The sequence below is a fragment of the Brevibacterium sp. Lmc1 genome (assembly GCF_057654315.1).
The window spans coordinates 2,401,809-2,420,346 of record NZ_CM172803.1; the positions used below are offsets into that span (position 1 = coordinate 2,401,809).

Here is an 18,538-nt window from a genome sequence, read left to right on the forward strand (position 1 = left end):
CTCACACCGCGCGGCGGGAACTCTGAGCGGCACGGTCGGCCACCTCGGCGGGCAGGGCCTTGAGGATTTCGGACACGATCGTGTCGACGTCGAGGCCCACTTCGGCGAGGATCTCTTCACGTGTCCCCTGCGGCAGGAACTCATCGGGCACGCCGAGTTCGAGCACCCCGATCCGCGAATCGGCTTCGCGCAGGTCGGAGCGGACCTGTGAACCCACACCGCCGATCTTCACTCCGTCTTCGATGACCGCGGCGAGACTGTGCTCGGCGGCGAGAGCGACGACGGATTCGGGTACAGGCAGCACCCAGCGGGGATCGACGATTGTGGAGGTGATCCCGCGACCTTCCAGCACGTCAGCGACTTGCCCGGCCAACCTGGCGAACGGTCCGACGGAGACGACGAGCACATCGGCGGTGGCCTCTGCGGACGATTCCCGGAGGATGTCGACGCCGTCGTCGAGCCTCCTCAGCGCCGGGATATCCGCTCCGACGCTGCCGCGGGGAAATCTCACCACGGTCGGGGCGTCCGAGACGGTGACGGCTTCGCGCAGCTCTTCGGTCAGCCGTGCGGCGTCGCGGGGTGCGGCGAGGCGCAGTCCGGGGACGACGCGCAGCATCGCGATGTCCCAGATTCCGTGGTGGCTGGCTCCGTCGGGGCCGGTGATGCCGGCACGGTCGAGGACGAAGGTCACACCCTGCCGGTGGAGGGCGACGTCCATGAGGACTTGGTCGAAAGCACGGGAGAGGAACGTGGAGTAGATGCACACGACGGGGTGGAGTCCGCCGTAGGACAGGCCCGCCGCCGAGGCGACCGCATGCTGTTCGGCGATGCCGACGTCGAAGACGCGGTCGGGGAACTCCTCGGCGAATTTCGCCAGCCCCACGGGCAGGAGCATGGCGGCGGTGATGGCGACGATGTCTTCGCGTTCCTCGGCGAGTGCGCAGATCTCGGTGCCGAACACGGAGGTCCATGACGTCGATTTCGACGGTGTCGATCTCCCGGTGACGGGGTCGATGACGCCGACGGAGTGGAACTGGTCGGCGTCGTCGTTGACGGCCGGGTCGAATCCGTGCCCTTTCTGCGTGATCATGTGGACGATGATGGGGCCGCCGTCGAACTGTTTGGCCAGTTGGAGGGCCTTGTCGACCGAGGGCAGGTCGTGTCCGTCGACAGGGCCCAAGTATTTGATGCCGAGTTCGTCGAACATTCCGGTCTCGGGTGGGCTGACCATGTCTTTGAGTCCGCGTTTGACGCCGTGGATGGCGCTGTAGGCGGCGCGGCCGGGTCGGCCGGATTGGCGGAGCGTCTCCTTGCCCCAGCTGAGCAGCCTCTCGTAGCTCGAGGTGGTGCGCAGTTCGTCGAGGTGGGCGGCGAATCCGCCGACGGTCGGGGCGTAGGAGCGGCCGTTGTCATTGACGACGATGACCAGCCGCCTCGGCGGGGTGGAGGTGTCGGCGGCGATGGTGTTGAGCGCTTCCCACGCCATTCCCCCGGTCAGGGCTCCGTCGCCGATGACGGCGACGACGTGGCGATCTCGCTCACCGGTGAGCTGGCGGGCCTTGGCGATGCCGTCGGCCCAGGACAGGGAGGCCGACGCATGCGAGTTCTCGACGACGTCGTGGGCGCTCTCGGACCTGTTCGGGTAGCCGGAGAGGCCGTCGCGCTGCCGCAGGGTGGAGAACTCCTCGCGGCGGCCGGTGAGCAGTTTGTGCACATACGTCTGGTGGCCGACGTCGAAGATGATCGTGTCGCGCGGCGAGTCGAAGATGCGGTGGAGGCCCATCGTCAGTTCGACGACGCCGAGGTTGGGGCCCAGATGTCCGCCTGTGCCGGACACGGTCATGATGAGGTAGTCGCGGATCTCTTTGGCCAGCACGTCGCATTCCGATGCGTCGAGTCGACGCAGATCGGCAGGCGAGCCGAGGGATTCGAGAAAGGTCATGCGGCCTCAGTTCTGACGACATCGTTGGCGGACAGATTCCATCCGCCCCATCCTATCGCTCACCGATGCGTCCCTCACCTTTCGCGGCATATCTCCGCGCTAAAGTACCCCTCAGCCTTCCCGTCGCACCGCCTCGGCGCCGGCAATTCACACCATTGCGAACGCACCCCTCACCGTTCGTGGCACACCACCCCGTTGCAGCACGGTGTTGAGCGACTGCCGATGAGTGATGGTCGCATTCGCGCCCACTCCCACTCACGCCGAGGCGGCCGACCACCAGCGCACGGATTCCCGCGGACGCGCTCACGCTCCCTGGCAATCCCGCACGACAGCGACCGTCCCTCACCCTTCGCCGCACAGCGCACCGCTGCAACGAGGCGATCTGTCACGAACGGTGACGGATGCCGAACTGCATGGAGGACGTGGCACGAACGGTGAGGGATGCTCGATCAACGGCATCGTCACACGCGTCCGGGCACGACGAAGGCCGGTGGGAAGAATCCCACCGGCCTTCGAAGTGTCCCGGTTCAGCGCCTCAGCCCGAACCGACTACCGCGAGTCGGAGACTCACGGCGTCTCAGCACGTCTGACGATCAGGCTTCTGCGAGCTGACGCAGAACGTACTGAGACATGCTTCGATGACCAAGCTTGCCGAAATTGGAATGCCTGTTTGACAAAATTGCAGGTCAGGGGCTTATCAGTCGTTCAAATATCGCTTCCGCTCAGTTGGTGAAGCACCTACGTCGACGTCCTACGGTAGCGACAGTTATACAGAAACCGGCGGTTCACTCGCATTCGCCAGCACGAGCCGAATGACAAGTGTCCTTCGTAACCAATGCCGACAACAGACCAATCCACCTGAAATCGTCGACGACTCCCGCCTCAGCTGACGGACAACTTGGACCAAAAAGGATCGTCCTCGACCTCAACTAGTCCATGCCGACTCCACCATTCGACCTTCAATAGAGGTAGCGATGCCCTGGCCGCACAAGTATCCCCGGAGCATTAATCAACAATTATGTGCAACATTCCCCTATCAGCCGGGGCGAACAATCGATTGGGGGGGGTGCGTAAAATTTGGGCCACACAACGACAAACTCGATGTCGATATCTCCTCGGCGGGTCCAGTGAATCAATCCCGCCTGTCACGTTCTTTCGGCATTTGCCCGGTATCAAGCCACATCTGCATTGGGATCTCGCCAAACGAGCCACGAACGCGGTCCCAAGATAGTTCCCGACCAACCCTACCTAGCGCGGTGCTGACTGCTTCCAACGCCTCAATTGCGTCAGAGGAATTGCTGAAGAATCCACAAGTGAGCAGCGGATGAGAGTCACGTTCAGTGGTGAGATCGTGCAAAAGGCGGTCTGCTACAACACTTCGATAACGCTCTTCACCGCGGTTGTCTACCGTGAGGATATGTGGACGGCCGATTTGCACCAGTCGACTAATTTGGCCGAGTACTCGATCACGTTCCTGCCATGCATCGGCACGGGCTACACGCTCTTCAGACGCGTCTGAGCCGATATGACTTTCAGCTCTTTCAAACTCGGCAATCGCAACCTCAAAAGCTTCGTTCTTGCTTGAGTATTCTGCTCGCAGATCGGCAAAGCCGGGACGGCGAAGAACTATCCACACAAGACGAAGAGTTTCAAAGAGTTGCCAGGCCTCGTCGAGCGACTCATCGCCCAGCGACAACGCGTCAGCGACTAAGGGCGCTAAGAGGTCAAACACCCGCGTGTGAATATTTGTTGCTTGTTCGTATCCACTAGTGGTGTCCAGTCCGCTTGCGAGGGGTTCGTAGTTGCCGGTGTACAGGCGGGGACGTTTCAACGCGAAAAGACAGTCGACCAGGTCGAATCGTTGTGATGCGACTGCGGCCAAACCGACGCTATGAAACATAATGTTGCCCGAAATTTGCTTTAGGGAGAGTAACTTCGTTTTGCCAGCACCTTCGACCGGGTTTGAGAAGCGAGGCAACTCGTCGAGCCACCAGCGGTCCGTAGTTTCGTTGCCCCAATAAGTGAGAGTGGCTAGCAGGGCGGCCGACAGCTTAGTCGCCTCCTCGACACGTACAAGCATAGCTTCGTAGTCGTGATCGGCATGGTAATCAGCAAGGTGGAACTCAGGCAGACGATGCAAAGCGTCGAGTTCCCGCCGAAGTGAATCGTGCACTCGAATCGCAACGGCGCGACCGGACAGCTCTTTCTTCGCTGTCTCGACCGCGACGGGAATCGTCAGCGGGTGCCGGGCACGGCGAACATCGAGTGCGGTTACGCTGTCAGCCAGTAGTCCAAAACCGGTATTGGCGTCCTGGGAAATATGAATACCTTGCTTAAGGGTCCGAAGCGTTGTGGCTTCTTCAGACGGTCTGCCAGGCTCGAACCAGGTCAATGAGAATCTACGTGGATAGTTCGATGCAATCGACGCTCGGAGCACTGGATCATATTTGGCTGACCATCCAGCGATGACCAGACCATAGTCTTCCAAGATTCGCGCAAGTAGACGGTCAGTACTGGGATGATACGAACCAAGCTCTGCGACAGTGTTGAGCATGCTTGTCGGATTGAGATAGTCACCGTGAAGATGGACGACGCAACAGTCCATGGTGTGCAATGGGGCCATCCCGTCGATATCGGCGGGAGTAGCAATCACCGTGGGTTCGATGCCTTCAGCACGTATCGCATTCTCGATTAAGTGATCGAAGTTCAAGGTGACTATCACCTTCACAGTGCCAGATCGCACGAGCCTGGCGATAGCGTGATGAGCTGCAGTGGGAATCTTGTTGCCAGACTCGATGTCATCAGAACTCTGCTCGAAATATCCGCGTAGTATGCGTTGTCTCTCGATCTGTGTTGGAGCAATCCGTTCCAGAACTCCCTCGTAGGTCGGGGGTTCACCGTATTTATCCAGGTACCAAACAATAGGGTCGGACGTCGATTCGGCACTGAGCTCAGCGGCACGACTCACAAGGTCCTCAAGCACTCCCCACGCGGTAGGAATACCACTGGGCGCGGACACGCCTGCGCCCAGCAGTAGAGCGTAAGCTCCCGGATTGGCATGTAAAGAGAAAGATAGCGTCAGTAGGTCACTCTCGGCAGTTGCATGGTCAGTCATGCCGCAACCATACATAGTGCATCTGACATCTACGGGTCAGTCATTCGTAACTTTGGAAACCTACTTGACTCGACGAAATCGGGTAGCTCGCGACGGTTAAGTGGCTCAGTTGAGGTTGAAAGTCGCGACGACGGGACGATGGTCCGACGCCTCAGCCGCGTTGCGCCGACCGGGAGAGTCAGTAACAGACGAAATGTTAGCCCCACCAGTGGTCACTGTCTCCACCGCACCAGTCAGCGCATGACTGACCATGATGTGATCGATGAGCTCGCGCTGTCCACGGTAGATGCGAGTGAACCGCTCCTCCTCTGGGATCAGCCGATCTAAGTTCCACATTCGATCGGCATCGCCCTTGTCGGCCCGATCGAAGCCGGTCGTGCCGAGCTCCGAGCCACCAGGTCCAAGCAGAATCTGCGTCGTGGCGGCCTGGGGTTCGTCATTGAGATCGCCGGCAACGATAACTCTGTTCTCGCGTCCGTCACCACCGAGCAACTCGACCGTTCCGGCGCGGACTGCGGATGCCTCTGCTGCTCGTCTATGGAGAGCATAAATGGAGTACCTGGCACGTTCTCCTTCATCCCGGGGCGAGAATCGACCGCCGGGGTATGACAGCAACTTCGATTTGAGATGAACTGAGACGATGTCGATCGTTGTGCCGTCTTTGCGAATTCGGGCTTTAATCGCAGGGCGACCCATCTGCTCAATCGTTCCGCCCTTGTCATTAACCTGCACGGGCGACAGTCCTTCGGGGAAGTCCGAGAATTCTTCGACCTTGGTCAGCGCCGATGTGGATAGAAACCCGACACGGATGCCGCGGGCGTCGGGCTCGGCTAATGCCGTGCGCCATGTGCCCTTGAGCTGTCCCGCAAGATCATCGAGTGCTGACGGGTCTCCGACTTCCTGGACAACGAGGACATCCGGAGCGAGATCTGTGATCGTCGCGGCCAATGACTCAAGCTTGCTCTCGTACTCCTGAGAGCTCTTGAGTCCGGAGGTCTCTCCTGGCCGGAATAGGTTTTCGAGATTCCATGTACCGCTTGTCACCATGCACACAATCGTGATGGCGCGAAGTGAACACCCGACCAACCTCTGGATCAACATCGGCGAAACAGTTCGCGACGTCTCCGCCATTGTTGTCAGTATCGTTTCGGCCTAGTCGCCAGCGACTACGACGGGCGGACCGAGCATCCGCATGAATATACATATCGGCCCGAGGGGAACGACCAAGTGCACGCGGTCATCGTCTAAAGCGAGCTCGATTTCTGGAACCTCCTAAGAACCGAGCCGACAACCGACGTCACTCCGACTTACGTCCACGGTGCTGCTGAGCTCTTCCGACTCTGAGCACCGCAAATACTCGCATAGAAGGAGTAATTCTGACTGCGATTGTCTTCATTATGGACTTTAGGCAATGGCCCTGAAACGGCGATCCCGCGGCACCGCCACGTCCTGAGGGTAGCGACGGAAAGTCCGAGGTTCTCGGCAGACTCGATCGACGAGAGCGCCGCGCGAGCTGAGTTCTTCATGATTCCTTCTCCAGCAATGCGTGGATCCCTCCATGTCCGTCTCAGATCGGGCTCCACCGGGGCGGTCTCCCGAGTCGCTACTCCCAGAGGCTGCATTGCTGCTCGTGCGCTGAACTGCCGTTCGCGGCGCACGGATCAGGGGCGCTACTCCCTGACCTAACTCAAAGGTCGTGTCACCCGACGCCTGCGCCTGTTAGACGTTGCTGCGCGGGAGGTTAACGTTGTTGCACCTTGCCACAAGCATATCGAGGGCTTCAGTCCGATGGAGTGACCTAAAAATGTCAGTCGATGCATGAGTCTGAGCCGGAGGACAGACTGAATATGCTGGGCCAGATCCTTTCGGCGATTCAGGTGTGTTTCAATTTTCTGTACTTCCCGGGAAAGAACTCGACTCCATATTTCTCGATGTACTTGCGTCGATTCCTTGTGATCCTGCGCGATATGAATGACGTCGGGTCGACGAGTGATGGAGTGGACTGTGCCGCTCCGGCATCGGCCGAGGGCGGCGAGGGTCGGCATGAAGACTGTTATGCCGAGGTCGCTTGCGTTGAGGTCTCTGACCATCACGCCCCCTAGCTTGTGACCGGCCACGGGAGAGTTGCTAGGGACGCAAGGAGGCCCTCATGAGACCGATGAGGGCCTCGACAGCACGTGTGCTAGTTCTTTACCTCCATCTCCATATCGCCTAACCACACGGATTTGATTTTCTTGGGGCTGCCCATCAGTCATGCCGGCTGCGAAGCTTTCGCGCCAGGCTTCACGTCAGGCATCTCAGTGTCCAGCCATTCGTTATACACCTCCGTGTAGACGTTCGATTCATCGATCCGGTCCTGTTCGACGAGTTCGGTTTCGTAGTCGCTTGTCACATCGCCGAACACCTCGCTGATCGCAGTGGTCAGATACATTTGCTCTTCTGATTCCGTCACCAACGCGATGTCCGTCATGCTGTTGCTGCTCGGCTCTGAGCCGTTAGCGTTGTCGATTGTGAGCTCAAACCATTGCCATCCGTCCTGCTCTTCCTTAGGGATCTCAAGCGCTTCAAAGGTCGCTTTGTCCGTCTTGTCCGTGAGCTCGTCAGAGTACGGCTTGCTGAGGTCGAGTGTGTAAACGGTGCCTTCGGGTGTTTCGGCGCTGTAGACGCCAAAACCATCGTTACTGCCCGCTGCTTGTGTTGTTTGAGTTGTCTTTGCCTGTGATTGCTGACCGGATGAAGGTTGCGCATTCGATTCGCCACAACCGACGAGGGAGAGTGCCGCTACGACAGCGATAGCGGTAGTTATTTTCTTCATTCCTGAAGAGTATCCAGGTGCCACATTGCTGTTTGATTACTACGGGCTTTGTTATCAAACTGCAAGATTCAATTGAGAGAGATCCGAAGGCGTGGGTGATTACCATTCGAGAATGAGTTCAAACGCCTTGGTTGCACGTATTGCTGGTTCAATTGTTGCCCTTGCAATTGTCTTCGGCATCTACTACATGGTCGATGATGCCGCGTTCATGGCGTCCACGCCCGACAACTTCCATATCGTGCACGTGATGGTGATGATTGGCGGGGTCGTTGTTGCTACCCAGGCGTTGTTTCTAATCTGGTTCCGTTGGGAGAAGTTTTAGGACCATGCCGGCATGCCGTTGCACCCCTGCCGTTGCTGATCAGGGCGGACGGCTGCAAATGGAACGGTTCGCACTCGAACGATGGCAGGTCAGATGAACGCACGCACCTACCGGTGGGAGCTCGTTCCATACTCCAGACTACCCCTTCGATCCAGTAAGGGCTAAGTCTTATTTTTCGCGGGAGTTAGGTGCGCCTTGCTCCTCTGTCACAGTCACTACTTCGTGGACTGTCACATCATCCGACTTCAGCCCGGCTCGGAGCGAGGTGATGCCACCGATGATGCCGCCAATGACAAGTATCGCGCCGATCAGCACGGCCAGCACCATTGCGACCACGATGAATATCGCAAATCCACCACCGATTGTTGTACTCATCCGGAGCTCCCACTATTTCTTGACCCTCAACGTTTGTCATTCAGATGATACTTCATCTACAGTCGAAAGATTGCATGTCCGTCGGGCCATCATGGTCTATAGATCACGCGGGTGAACGAGGAGACTGTCGCGAAGCCCAAGCGACGAGTTCAGGCCCGCATCAGTTTGGTCGATCGCGCGGGCAACGGTTCACGATTGAACGCCGATCTGGAGAGTGGAACGCTCGACCCTGATCTCCGGCAACCGCTCAGGATCCTAGTTGCCTCTTCGTGCAGCGAAGTATCCCGCGTTTGAGTCACTGTAGATAGCAGCGCGTGCGCCTTGGAATCTTGCGGCCCATTCTGGGCGTCCGGTTCTGAGTTCCGGCGTCACGGACATCGTCCCGTTGCCGAATACTCGCAGGTCCCCGTTCTCGAATGCAGCATCACAACCCATAAGGCAGGCGAGCATCGCAACGTTCGGGTCGCGTCGTTCTTCCTCGGTGCAGTCGCGTCGGGGTTTGATGTGGGCAGCGACAAGGTATTTGGCGTCGGTTAGCTGCCCACAAAGTCCACATTCGGCCTGATCCCGACCTCGGAGGAGGAGTTTGCGGAGTGCACGCTGTTCGGCTCGTCCATATGTCACCCGTTCCACGTCGGTCGGGCCCTCCACAGCGAGCTCTTCCTCAATGAGATCCTCGACCGACTTGGACGCGATGCCGGCTATTTCAAGCAATGCGTCGAACAGATCTGGACTCACGCGAAATAGATAACCCTGGGACACGTCACCGTTTTTATCGAAGGGCCCGAGGGGAGTTTTTGCTTCAAGCCGCACTTCTAATGGAATGTCGTTCTTTGCAATCGGCTCGCTTAGCGGCCGGTATTCGAGTGGGATCTGCAGACCCTCTTCGACCCAGTCTTCGTCGGGCCGATCGACGTAGGGTTTCGGTGTTGGTCGGCCTCGCCCAGTCGCCGTGCTGATCCCGACTACATACTGTGCCGTGTAGTGGAAAATTGTGTCGCCAGCACGTACTAGCGCCATGTTTTTCCAGTGCTGTGGGATTGTTTTGCCGTCACGTTTTGCTGTTGGAGCCCATACGATTTCGTTGATCGCTGGGCCACCTCGCTTGCTTTGGTTCACCCACCATGTTCTCGCCATGTCACGAGGATACATGCAGACGATGCAAAAGTAGTTTCACGGGATAGGATGCTGAGATGTCACGGCTTCTGAAGAGCTCCATGCTTAAGGATCCGCCCAAGGCCATTGAGTTCCTCGTGGGCGACAGGAAGAGCAATACCTACAGTTATACCTGGAAGGTCTGGGCAGACAAGACCAGCTTCTATATTGCCCAGAAGGATGGGAAGCTGTTTCCTCACAAGTTCAGCCTTCACGGCAAAGACTCCAGACACCCCAGCGGCCCCGTCATCATGTTTCGTGACTCCAATGACCGTCCCCACGAAACTGCCTTCATTGACGCCCCGGATGGCTTCTTCCCCTGCAAGATCGGCGGGGTCGAGAGGTTCAAAGGAGTTCGCTGGGTGCTTCGCTTCAGATTCACTTGGGACATGTTCGGACAGAGCTGTCCATCGGCCGTTCCGCCGAGGAAGTTGAAGCGTGGCCGGCAGGGTGTGCTCATTCCGCCACCTGGGTTCATGAAGGCAACTGATGTCGACTTCTTCTATAGCAACAACGGTTGGCCCCAGATTCCAATCGAGAAGGACGCGATCCGCAAAAACGCTGTTGTTGGTCCATTGAAGAATGAAAATGGCGAGTATCTCGTTGGTCAGGTTAGTCAAAAGTCGCTGCTTCTACCTGGCAGGCAGACTCCTGAGCCGACAGTATCCGCGCCTTTACCGAACTCTCGCAATGATATTAATCGCGGCCTGTCGTTTATGTGCGACGGAACCGTCATGTGGGTGGTCGAGAATAAGTTCAGTCAGGAATATATGAACCGTCAGTTGGAATCTCGTGGATCGGGCTAGCCATCGAGCGGGGTTGACGCATCACCGTGGGCGTGCGTCTTCACCAGTTTTTCAGCGTTCGACGGTTTCGGGGCCGGGTCCGGGGACAGCTTTCGCGCCGCCGACTATTAACCCGGCACCGACTCCCTCCACCTTTGGCTACCTCTGTACCTTTAACCAAGTTCTGGCCAATAATGATGAGATGGGAAGGGGAAGGGTCAACTTCGAACGAGGCATCCTGCGGTTAGCGTCCTATGCACGAACTCATGGTCACGCGAACCCAAAGAACAGCGAAGAGTGGCTCGGTTGGCGGATCGGGCTCTGGGTGTCTCAGCTACGGGTCAAGTACCGAACTGGCAAACTGACGACCGAGCAGGTCAACGAGGCAACGGCTATTGGAGTGAGGTTTTCTCCGCCCTATCGCGCACCGAAGACGAAGCCACCGACAGGAGCCGAACGTCGAGAAGCGGAGATGCTCCGCAAGCTGTCGCTCCTCGAGAAGTTCTACCGCTCACACGGCCATATCAATGTCGGGCAGCTCGTCGGAACCGAAGACTGGCCGGGAGCGGGCCGCTGGATCTCACGAATTCGGGCGCTCAATCGACAGGGGAAGCTTCCTCTATCGGTCGCGCGAGCGGCCGCGGCGATGAATCTTGATTGGAATCCGGGTATGGGCAGAAATCCAGGCTCAACGAGAAGGTATTAGGGATGGTGGTAGATTTCCACGCTTCTGCGCTCACCTCCTCGATGGCGATGCCCCCTCTGACCAGCCAGCAGTCAACGACCGCGGTACTGATATGAGGTTCCCCACGTCCGCTCGACCTACCTGGTATCTCGCGTCTCTGCGAACATCGCTCCCCCTTACAGCTGAGTTCATTGGTCCACCACTGCTCCGTCAGTCCCCAGTCGCGACAGTGTCTCTACCCTAGTTGCTGGGGTTCGGCTTGCTATCTCGAAGTCCAGGTCTATGCCTATTCCAGGACTGTTAGGAACTGGTACATGGCCGTCGACGGCCATGGGAATCGGACTTAGCATCGCGGTCTGGTCGAATTTTTGCCGTTCACTTTGATTTGAAGCGGTGTATCTTTCTGTGGCGGAGGCGACCGAGTGATCCGGTAGCTCCATTATTCCAAGATTCGCGACTGCACTGGAGATTTGCAAGCATGCGGCTGTGCTCACTGGGCTGAGTGGATTGTGCGGTACAACTTTCGATCCAACTGATTCTGCGATGGCCGCAATTTTCATCGCACCAGTGATGCCTCCGGCCAAGCAGACGCTGATTCTCGTGTAAGCCAATGGATAGCGACTGAGCAGCATCTGGAACTCTTCGGGCGTGTGCAACCGCTCCCCCGTCGCTACCGGCACTGGCACCGATGACGCGACATGCGCCATCGAGTCGAGATTGTCCGGACGGACAGGGTCCTCAATGAACATTGGCATCACCTCTGCGACAGCGTGGCCGAATGTCACGGATTCGCTGATGCTCAGCCGTCGATGCAGCTCAACGCACAAATCAAGCCCGTCGCCGACCTCGTCGCGTAGAGTTTTGAGCACCTTGACTGCCCCGCTGATGTATTGCGCATTCGATGTTTCGAGCCTCTCGCCGCGGTCAATGTCGAGAAACGGCGACAGGTGCCCTACCGCACTGTACCCCTCGCCCTGAGCCTTCTTGCAGTCGTTGATGAGCTCATCGACAGTTGCTCCGGCAACGTGTTTGTACACCCGCACTCGTTCTCTCGCTGCCCCGCCGAGGAGTTCATGAACAGGAGCGCCGAGACGCTTTCCCGCCAAGTCCCATAACGCGATGTCGATCGCGCTCAACGCCCCCATAATGACGGCACCACGGAAATGGTATGCGCGATACATGAACTGCCAGTGGTGCTCGATCCTCCTCGGATCCTGTCCGACGAGGTAGTCGGCGAAAGTCTTCACCACCTCGGCTGCGGCCTCCTGGTAGGCCCAGGAACCGGACTCACCGACACCGTGTAAACCGTCATCGGTTTCGATGCTGACGTAGAGAATCCGGTTGACCTGGACAGGGCGAACAGCAGTGATCATTGGCATCAAGCCTCCTGTTGAATTGGGTTCTGTGTGGTTAGGAGCCGAGTGGAATCAGCCGATAGGTTTTCGCTGGCTTTCACGTCGCCCGCGCATAGCGGGACGTGGCCGATCCGTCTTGGATTTCTACAGAAGGAAGGGAGCCATGATCGACAGGATGATGAGCATCATCGCCCCGCCCAGTCGGGAAGCGATCTGAAGGAACGGCATCAGTTCGAGTCGGCCCGCCGCGGAGAGGACGGCGACGTCTCCCGACCCGCCCATATCGGCCATTCCGAGGCCACCGCTGATGGAGGATTCGACAAAGTAGAAGCCGACCAGCATTCCTGCCCCGCCCGCAGCTGCAGCCGCAACAATCACAGTCACCACGACGATGAGGAGGTATCGAGGATCGGACGCGATTTCGACGATGGCATCGAAGTCGACCATGCCGGCACTGATAGAGACGAGAACGGCAGGGATCCATGCGTGCGAGATGAAGTTGTACCACTGCTCAGCACCGAGGTTGAGATGTTCCGGCAGGAGGTTGAAAATCTTGAGCACGGCAGCCACAACAATGATCCACACATAGGCATGCAACCCTGGAATCAGGGACGACAGGATCTCACCTACCATGTAGATCGTGATCGACAGTACCAATCCAACGGTGATGTCTTTGATCGTAAGAGGTGTTTCGTCCGAGGCCTTCGAATAATCGAAATCGCCTTTGCGCATCATTCGGCCTTCGCCGCTGAAGCTCTTCGCCTTCACGGTCTTACCGATCCCGTTGAGGATTCCCGCGATGATGATGCAAACGACGTTGGCGACGATGACTGCTGGGGCGATCTGCTCGAGGAACGAACCGGCGTCTCCCCCGCTGGCTGAGGCGAAGATTTCCGACATTGGCACTGCACCTGCAGCCATGCCGCCGCCCATGACCGGCCCTACGACCAACATGACCGCTCGGCCGACGCCGAATCCGGTCAGCATTCCCATCAGTGCGCCGACGAGAAAGGCTGTGACGACTCCGGCGATGATTGGGAAGAAGAAGCGCGCGCCTACGCTGACCAGCAGCTTCCGATTCATCCCGAGAATAGATCCGACGATGAGGCCCGTCACGACAAGTTCGGAGAACCCAAGTTCGTTGTAGAACGAATCGGCCAAGTCGGCGAACTCCTGAGGGAAGACCCCAGTGAAGACGATCAAGGCCGGAATGACGATGCACAGCAGCGATCCTCCTCCGAATGTGTTGAACACTGGAATTGAATCGCCGATGTATTTCAGGGCACCGCCGACGATCATTGCGATCGCCATTCCGCTGACGATGTTGACTGGCATGACATTGAGGAAAATGGCCGCGATGATCACCACCAGGCAGGCCAAGTAGAAGGGCCAGGGGAGGCCCATGATTGAACGTTGCTTGCTGTCATGGTGGTTGTCTTGTTCGGGTGCCTCAGCGTTGCCGCGTTTCTGCGCGGTCTGAGATTCGTAATGCGTCATTGCATCTCCGTTTTTGAGTTGACCGATAGCTGCAATGGGCTATGCCAACCGGCACCGCACATTGCGCAACTTGAAGCTACTAATCTGTGTACGCGATTCGAGCGATCGCTGGTTTGCTCGAGATCGGTGGCCTCGCCTCAAATCTGGTTGGCCGTCGACGAGCCGCGCCTGCAGCGCGTTCTCTACTTTGTAGTTTCACTCCCCCCGAAGCACGTCGATGATGGCTTGACCGAGTGTCGCCGTGGTGCCCTGTCCTCCGACATCGGGAGTCAGCGCCGTTGGGTCTGAGGTCCGGAGAACCTCGTCGATGGCTTTCTCGATATCTGTTCCAGCTGCCTCACAACCAAGGTGGTCGAGCATCATCGCTCCAGACCAGATCTGTCCGATCGGGTTGGCAATTCCTTTGCCGGCGATGTCGGGTGCCGAACCGTGGACGGGCTCAAACAGGCTGGGAAACTCACCCGTCGGGTTGATGTTGGCGCTCGGTGCAACACCGATCGTGCCCGTGCACGCAGGACCGAGGTCCGAGAGTATGTCGCCGAAGAGATTGGATGCGACGACGACGTCGAACCATTCCGGGTGTTGAACGAAGTGAGCAGTGAGGATGTCGATGTGGAATTGGTTCGTCTCGATGCCTGGGTGATTTTCCTGGATCGCTTCGAATCTCGTGTCCCAGTACGGCATGGTGATCGAGATTCCGTTGCTCTTCGTCGCCGATGTCACCTTCTTGCGGCGCTTCTCAGCCTGGGCGAAGGCATACTCCATGACACGGTCGACGCCGATCCGCGTCATCACCGTCTCCTGCATAGCAAGCTCACGGTCAGTCCCTTCGAACAGCACGCCGCCAGCGTTAGAGTATTCCCCTTCCGTGTTCTCTCGGACAACGAGGAAGTCGACGTCGCCAGGCCCTTTGTCACGCAGAGGCGGAGTGATACCGGGAAGGATCTTGCACGGCCGGAGATTCACGTACTGGTCGAACTGCCTCCGGAACTGCAGGAGACTTCCCCAAAGGGACACATGGTCGGGAATCGCATCGGGCCAACCGACAGCGCCGAAGAAGATCGAGTCAAACTCACTCAGCTGGTTTTTCCAACCGTCGGGCAACATCTGGCCGTGCTGTTGGTAGTACTCGACGCTGGCAAAGTCCAACCATTCGAACTCCACGTCCACACCATGACGCTGAGCAGCGGCTTCGACAGCCTGCACACCAAGTGGCATGACTTCTTTTCCGATGCCATCTCCCGGAATGACTGCAATCTTCGGCATGTACGTACCTCCACCTTCCTGTGCGTCGGGCCCGTGCTGGGAGGGATTCCGACGATGCTTTGATTTGCTTGGCCACGAATCTAACAGCGAAATCAGTCGTTTCACCCACCATTTGAATCAACTCCGGCTTGACCTAAACGCAATGCTGAGTCGACCAATGTTGGACGGTCTCTACCTAGACTGGGACCGTGAGAGTCGACGATTTCCAGTTCTTCGCCACGATCGGCGAAGAGATGAACCTGACTGCAGCGGCCAGGTCAATGGGAATGTCGGTGTCAGCAGTCAGCAGACGACTCACACAATTAGAGAACCGACTCGGCGTCCAGCTGATCAAACGCACCTCGCGTCAAATGCTTTTGACTAGTGAAGGGCTGCGCTATTTCGAAGGCGCTCGACGCATCGTGCATGAGGCCGACGTACTGCACGCCGATATCTCCAACAGCGTCGACAGTGAACGTGGGACTCTCGTTGTGTTCGGCACTTTGGGATTCGGGCGCACACATCTGTCCGAACTGGTGGCAGATTTTCACACGCTGTACCCAAATATCGAGATACATCTCGAGCTCTCAGGCGACCCATTCAACCTGGAGAATACTCATTTCGACATGCTCGTCGGAGTCGGCGCGGCAAAGGATTCTCAACTGACCTACCGCAGGCTTCTGACGAATCGACGCGTGCTTTGCGCGTCACCCGACTATGTCAACCGCAGAGGATACCCGAGCTCAGTTTCTGAACTTCCTGAGCACGACTGCATCATTCTCAACGAGCACGAACCCGACTTCACTCTGTGGAAGTTCGAGCTCGACGGCGTCGTCACACCGGTCCGGGTCCGTGGACCGCTGAGATGCAATGACGGCGACACTGTCACCAAATGGGCTGTTCTCGGACACGGAATTGCGATGCGCTCGATTTGGAACGTCCGCCCGTTCCTGGAAAGCGGTCAATTGGTCCCGATCTTGCCGAATGTGCCGACCATTCGATCAGACGTCTACCTCGCCTTCCCCAACAACGAGTACTTCCCGCTCCGCGCCAGACGCTTCACCGAGTTTCTGCAGCAGGAGATCCCCAAGCGGGTGAAGTCGGCAACCGACTTTGTCGACTACACCGACTAGTCACCATCCTGGCGTTTCAAAAGACCCGTCCACCACTCAAAGGAGAGAAGAACGATGGCCAAGATACTCATTATGGGACTAGGAGCACTCGGCTCGGTCTACGCTGCGCTGATGAAGAGCGCCGGCCACGAAGTCCACGGAGTGGGTCTGGCGGTTGACCACATTGATGCAATCGCGGCTCATGGTCTAAGAGTCACCGGTGCCAGCGGCGATCGCACAGTCCAACTCGACTCGGTGAGCACGACGACCGACGGGCTCGCCGCCGATTTCGATCTGATTGTCATCGCTACGAAAGCCTACGATGTTGAGCAAGCAGCGCTCGATACAGCACCGTTGGTCGGTCCGAACATGATTATCCAGTCGATCCAGAACGGAGTCGGATCGATGGATCTCATCGCGCCGCATCTTCCGCAATCTCAATTGTGCCTTGGGGTCGTGGGCGGGTTCGGGGCCTCAGTACCCGAACCAGGACACGCGCATCACAACGGAATGGCATTAGTCCGCTTCTCGCCCTATTCAGATCTAGCGATGTCTGAAGTCGACAAGGTCGTAGAGATCTGGCGCTCTGCGGGCTTCGACGCGACCTCGCTGCGTGACCCATCACGTGTCATCTGGGAGAAGCTGATCATGAACGTGGCGTTCTCCGGCCCGGGAGTGCTCAACAAGCTCACCATCGGCGAAATGATGGCAGACGAGAACGCCTGGCAAGTCTCTCGCGCATGCCTCTTGGAAGCCTACGCCGTCGCACAAGCACTTGAAGTACCCAACCAGATCACCGACCCGGTCCACCACGTGCGAACTCTCGCAGGAAACATTCCTGACGCGAAGCCGTCTATGCTCCTCGACGCACTGCGAGGTTCCCGAGGCGAGATCGACGTGATCAATGGTTCCGTCGTCCGATTCGGTGCGGAAGTCGGAGTGCCGACCCCCGTCAATTCGACGGTAGTCAATCTCGTCAAAGCATGGGAGACAACCCTTCAGCCGAAATGATGTTCCGACGGGTGAGCTTTCTGATCCGCAGGTATGAGCACCATCCGTTGATTATTCGAGCGGTCTGCTCACGCGACACCGTTGAGCTTCCATGCGCCGATAAGCGCAATTACCAGACGCCCACAGCGAAACTCTCGAGCATTCAGACGGGTGGCGGGTGCACCAGAACACGGTGGCAATGCAGGGCTATGAGATTACGTTTAGACAGTTTGCCGTGGGAAACGACCCAGCACCGGAAATGGCCGGAACCAAATGTGGACGGCACCTTCCTGGGCACAACAGGTTCGCGCCAGTCAGGATGGCTAGTGGAACAACTCACCGACGAGCCTGGGAGCGGCGCGCACAGAAGCGACCTTGCCGCTGAGAGGCTCCATATTCACTTCATATGACTTCTCGACGCACACGCCCTCTACCCAGCTTGGAACAGCAAGTATTCAATAACATCGCAGGTTACATCCGAATCTAAGGTGATTCGTACTTTATCGATCAGGTCTATGTAATCGGCATATTCGTCTGGGGTCCACCATGAAGTTGAACGAAAGCCCACGGAGTGGGCAACTCGCTGGTCGAGAATCAGTGGCAATTTCGTACTGCGTATAGCCCTGTCGTGGCTGTAAAAATAGAGAAGCTTTGTGTAGAAGGCAGGCCCCAGATATTTCAGCCGAGACTGGGCTTGGAAGTGGAAGGCCTCGTATCCCGTTCTCGGATCGAAGTCAGATTCGCGGAGCGCCGTCAGTGCAGCGAAGATGCGGTCACTTGCCGTGCCGTCGTTAAGCACACGAACGCCACGACCGACTCCTCGGGCTTTGTTCCCAACTCCCCAGGCATAGACGGCGACAAAAAAGTTAAGAGCATCTGTCGGCGTCTCTACTTCTTGCCCGAGCCTGAAAAGATCAGACCGGTTCAAATAGCGCCGCCCTCGATCGTCTAGCCCCTCACGGCTGAGTACTGGAGGTACAGCGTAGATGTCGACCGGCCAACGATCGAGCCAATGGCGGGGATAGAAATGAAACCCCTGCGCGTGAACCTCGTCAATCGTTGGAATCGTACCCATCGCGCGGAGGGATTCGGCAACTTCTCCCGCGTCCACGGTGTTCGCCATAGACGTTCCTTCCTCTTCGAAC

The 18,538-nt window shown here is 57.8% G+C and carries 15 protein-coding genes; 5 read left to right on the forward strand and 10 right to left on the reverse strand.

Annotated features, from left to right (window positions below; translation table 11 throughout):
• Position 1: 1 nt before the first annotated feature.
• From dxs to AC239G_RS10810, 4 genes are all read right to left on the reverse strand, one after another.
• The gene (gene dxs / locus AC239G_RS10795) at positions 2-1,942 is read right to left on the reverse strand and encodes a 1-deoxy-D-xylulose-5-phosphate synthase (protein ID WP_487488810.1); all 1,941 of its coding nucleotides are present in this window, start codon (positions 1,940-1,942) and stop codon (positions 2-4) included.
• A 1,132-nt stretch (positions 1,943-3,074) separates the two neighbouring features.
• Positions 3,075-5,057 (reverse strand): SIR2 family protein, encoded by a 1,983-nt coding sequence (locus AC239G_RS10800; RefSeq protein WP_487488811.1) that lies wholly within the window; start codon positions 5,055-5,057, stop codon positions 3,075-3,077.
• A 105-nt stretch (positions 5,058-5,162) separates the two neighbouring features.
• Entirely contained in the window at positions 5,163-6,188 is a 1,026-nt protein-coding gene (locus tag AC239G_RS10805; RefSeq protein ID WP_487488812.1) for an endonuclease/exonuclease/phosphatase family protein, read from the reverse strand.
• A gap of 1,120 nt (positions 6,189-7,308) precedes the next feature.
• The gene (locus AC239G_RS10810; protein ID WP_487488813.1) at positions 7,309-7,872 is read right to left on the reverse strand and encodes a hypothetical protein; all 564 of its coding nucleotides are present in this window, start codon (positions 7,870-7,872) and stop codon (positions 7,309-7,311) included.
• Positions 7,873-7,984: 112 nt separating this feature from the next.
• On the opposite strand from AC239G_RS10810, the gene AC239G_RS10815 reads away from it, so the two are divergent.
• Positions 7,985-8,194, forward strand: coding sequence for a hypothetical protein (locus AC239G_RS10815; protein WP_487488814.1), 210 nt, complete (start codon positions 7,985-7,987; stop codon positions 8,192-8,194).
• A gap of 168 nt (positions 8,195-8,362) precedes the next feature.
• On the opposite strand, the gene AC239G_RS10820 is transcribed toward AC239G_RS10815, so the two are convergent.
• Positions 8,363-8,569 (reverse strand): hypothetical protein, encoded by a 207-nt coding sequence (locus tag AC239G_RS10820; protein WP_487488815.1) that lies wholly within the window; start codon positions 8,567-8,569, stop codon positions 8,363-8,365.
• 255 nt (positions 8,570-8,824) lie between these two features.
• Positions 8,825-9,706 carry a hypothetical protein gene (locus AC239G_RS10825; RefSeq protein WP_487488816.1) on the reverse strand — a complete coding sequence of 294 codons (882 nt, stop codon included), beginning with the start codon at positions 9,704-9,706 and terminating at the stop codon, positions 8,825-8,827.
• A gap of 56 nt (positions 9,707-9,762) precedes the next feature.
• On the opposite strand from AC239G_RS10825, the gene AC239G_RS10830 reads away from it, so the two are divergent.
• A complete protein-coding gene (locus AC239G_RS10830) occupies positions 9,763-10,530 on the forward strand; it encodes a hypothetical protein (protein ID WP_487488817.1) in 768 nt (255 codons plus the stop codon).
• Positions 10,531-10,711: 181 nt separating this feature from the next.
• A complete protein-coding gene (locus tag AC239G_RS10835) occupies positions 10,712-11,215 on the forward strand; it encodes a helicase associated domain-containing protein (protein ID WP_487488818.1) in 504 nt (167 codons plus the stop codon).
• A gap of 167 nt (positions 11,216-11,382) precedes the next feature.
• On the opposite strand, the gene AC239G_RS10840 is transcribed toward AC239G_RS10835, so the two are convergent.
• The 3 genes from AC239G_RS10840 to AC239G_RS10850 all read right to left on the reverse strand — a co-directional run bounded on the left by AC239G_RS10840 (position 11,383) and on the right by AC239G_RS10850 (position 15,312).
• Positions 11,383-12,573 carry a mandelate racemase/muconate lactonizing enzyme family protein gene (locus AC239G_RS10840; RefSeq protein WP_487488819.1) on the reverse strand — a complete coding sequence of 397 codons (1,191 nt, stop codon included), beginning with the start codon at positions 12,571-12,573 and terminating at the stop codon, positions 11,383-11,385.
• A gap of 120 nt (positions 12,574-12,693) precedes the next feature.
• Positions 12,694-14,046, reverse strand: a complete 1,353-nt coding sequence (locus AC239G_RS10845) for a 2-hydroxycarboxylate transporter family protein (RefSeq protein WP_487488820.1) — start codon at positions 14,044-14,046, stop codon at positions 12,694-12,696.
• A 195-nt stretch (positions 14,047-14,241) separates the two neighbouring features.
• Positions 14,242-15,312 carry a tartrate dehydrogenase gene (locus AC239G_RS10850; RefSeq protein WP_487488821.1) on the reverse strand — a complete coding sequence of 357 codons (1,071 nt, stop codon included), beginning with the start codon at positions 15,310-15,312 and terminating at the stop codon, positions 14,242-14,244.
• A gap of 188 nt (positions 15,313-15,500) precedes the next feature.
• Here AC239G_RS10850 and AC239G_RS10855 point away from each other — a divergent pair, with 188 nt between their 5' ends.
• Together AC239G_RS10855 and AC239G_RS10860 are read left to right on the forward strand one after the other, a co-directional pair.
• On the forward strand, positions 15,501-16,424 hold the full coding sequence (locus AC239G_RS10855; protein ID WP_487488822.1) for a LysR family transcriptional regulator: 924 nt from the start codon (positions 15,501-15,503) through the stop codon (positions 16,422-16,424).
• Between the two features lie 54 nt (positions 16,425-16,478).
• Positions 16,479-17,414: a ketopantoate reductase family protein gene (locus AC239G_RS10860; protein ID WP_487488823.1), complete on the forward strand. Its 936-nt coding sequence runs from the start codon at positions 16,479-16,481 to the stop codon at positions 17,412-17,414.
• A 409-nt stretch (positions 17,415-17,823) separates the two neighbouring features.
• On the opposite strand, the gene AC239G_RS10865 is transcribed toward AC239G_RS10860, so the two are convergent.
• Positions 17,824-18,516 (reverse strand): 8-oxoguanine DNA glycosylase OGG fold protein, encoded by a 693-nt coding sequence (locus AC239G_RS10865; RefSeq protein ID WP_487488824.1) that lies wholly within the window; start codon positions 18,514-18,516, stop codon positions 17,824-17,826.
• Positions 18,517-18,538 lie beyond the last annotated feature (22 nt).

Coding starts and splice junctions, on each gene's coding strand:
- AC239G_RS10835 (WP_487488818.1), top strand. CDS start 10,712: ATGGGAAGGGGAAGGGTCAACTTCGAACGAGGCATCCTGCGGTTAGCG.
- AC239G_RS10805 (WP_487488812.1), bottom strand. CDS start 6,188: ATGGCGGAGACGTCGCGAACTGTTTCGCCGATGTTGATCCAGAGGTTG.
- AC239G_RS10850 (WP_487488821.1), bottom strand. CDS start 15,312: ATGCCGAAGATTGCAGTCATTCCGGGAGATGGCATCGGAAAAGAAGTC.
- AC239G_RS10830 (WP_487488817.1), top strand. CDS start 9,763: ATGTCACGGCTTCTGAAGAGCTCCATGCTTAAGGATCCGCCCAAGGCC.
- AC239G_RS10860 (WP_487488823.1), top strand. CDS start 16,479: ATGGCCAAGATACTCATTATGGGACTAGGAGCACTCGGCTCGGTCTAC.
- AC239G_RS10865 (WP_487488824.1), bottom strand. CDS start 18,516: ATGGCGAACACCGTGGACGCGGGAGAAGTTGCCGAATCCCTCCGCGCG.
- AC239G_RS10840 (WP_487488819.1), bottom strand. CDS start 12,573: ATGCCAATGATCACTGCTGTTCGCCCTGTCCAGGTCAACCGGATTCTC.
- AC239G_RS10800 (WP_487488811.1), bottom strand. CDS start 5,057: ATGACTGACCATGCAACTGCCGAGAGTGACCTACTGACGCTATCTTTC.
- AC239G_RS10825 (WP_487488816.1), bottom strand. CDS start 9,706: ATGGCGAGAACATGGTGGGTGAACCAAAGCAAGCGAGGTGGCCCAGCG.
- AC239G_RS10810 (WP_487488813.1), bottom strand. CDS start 7,872: ATGAAGAAAATAACTACCGCTATCGCTGTCGTAGCGGCACTCTCCCTC.
- AC239G_RS10820 (WP_487488815.1), bottom strand. CDS start 8,569: ATGAGTACAACAATCGGTGGTGGATTTGCGATATTCATCGTGGTCGCA.
- AC239G_RS10845 (WP_487488820.1), bottom strand. CDS start 14,046: ATGACGCATTACGAATCTCAGACCGCGCAGAAACGCGGCAACGCTGAG.
- dxs (WP_487488810.1), bottom strand. CDS start 1,942: ATGACCTTTCTCGAATCCCTCGGCTCGCCTGCCGATCTGCGTCGACTC.
- AC239G_RS10815 (WP_487488814.1), top strand. CDS start 7,985: ATGAGTTCAAACGCCTTGGTTGCACGTATTGCTGGTTCAATTGTTGCC.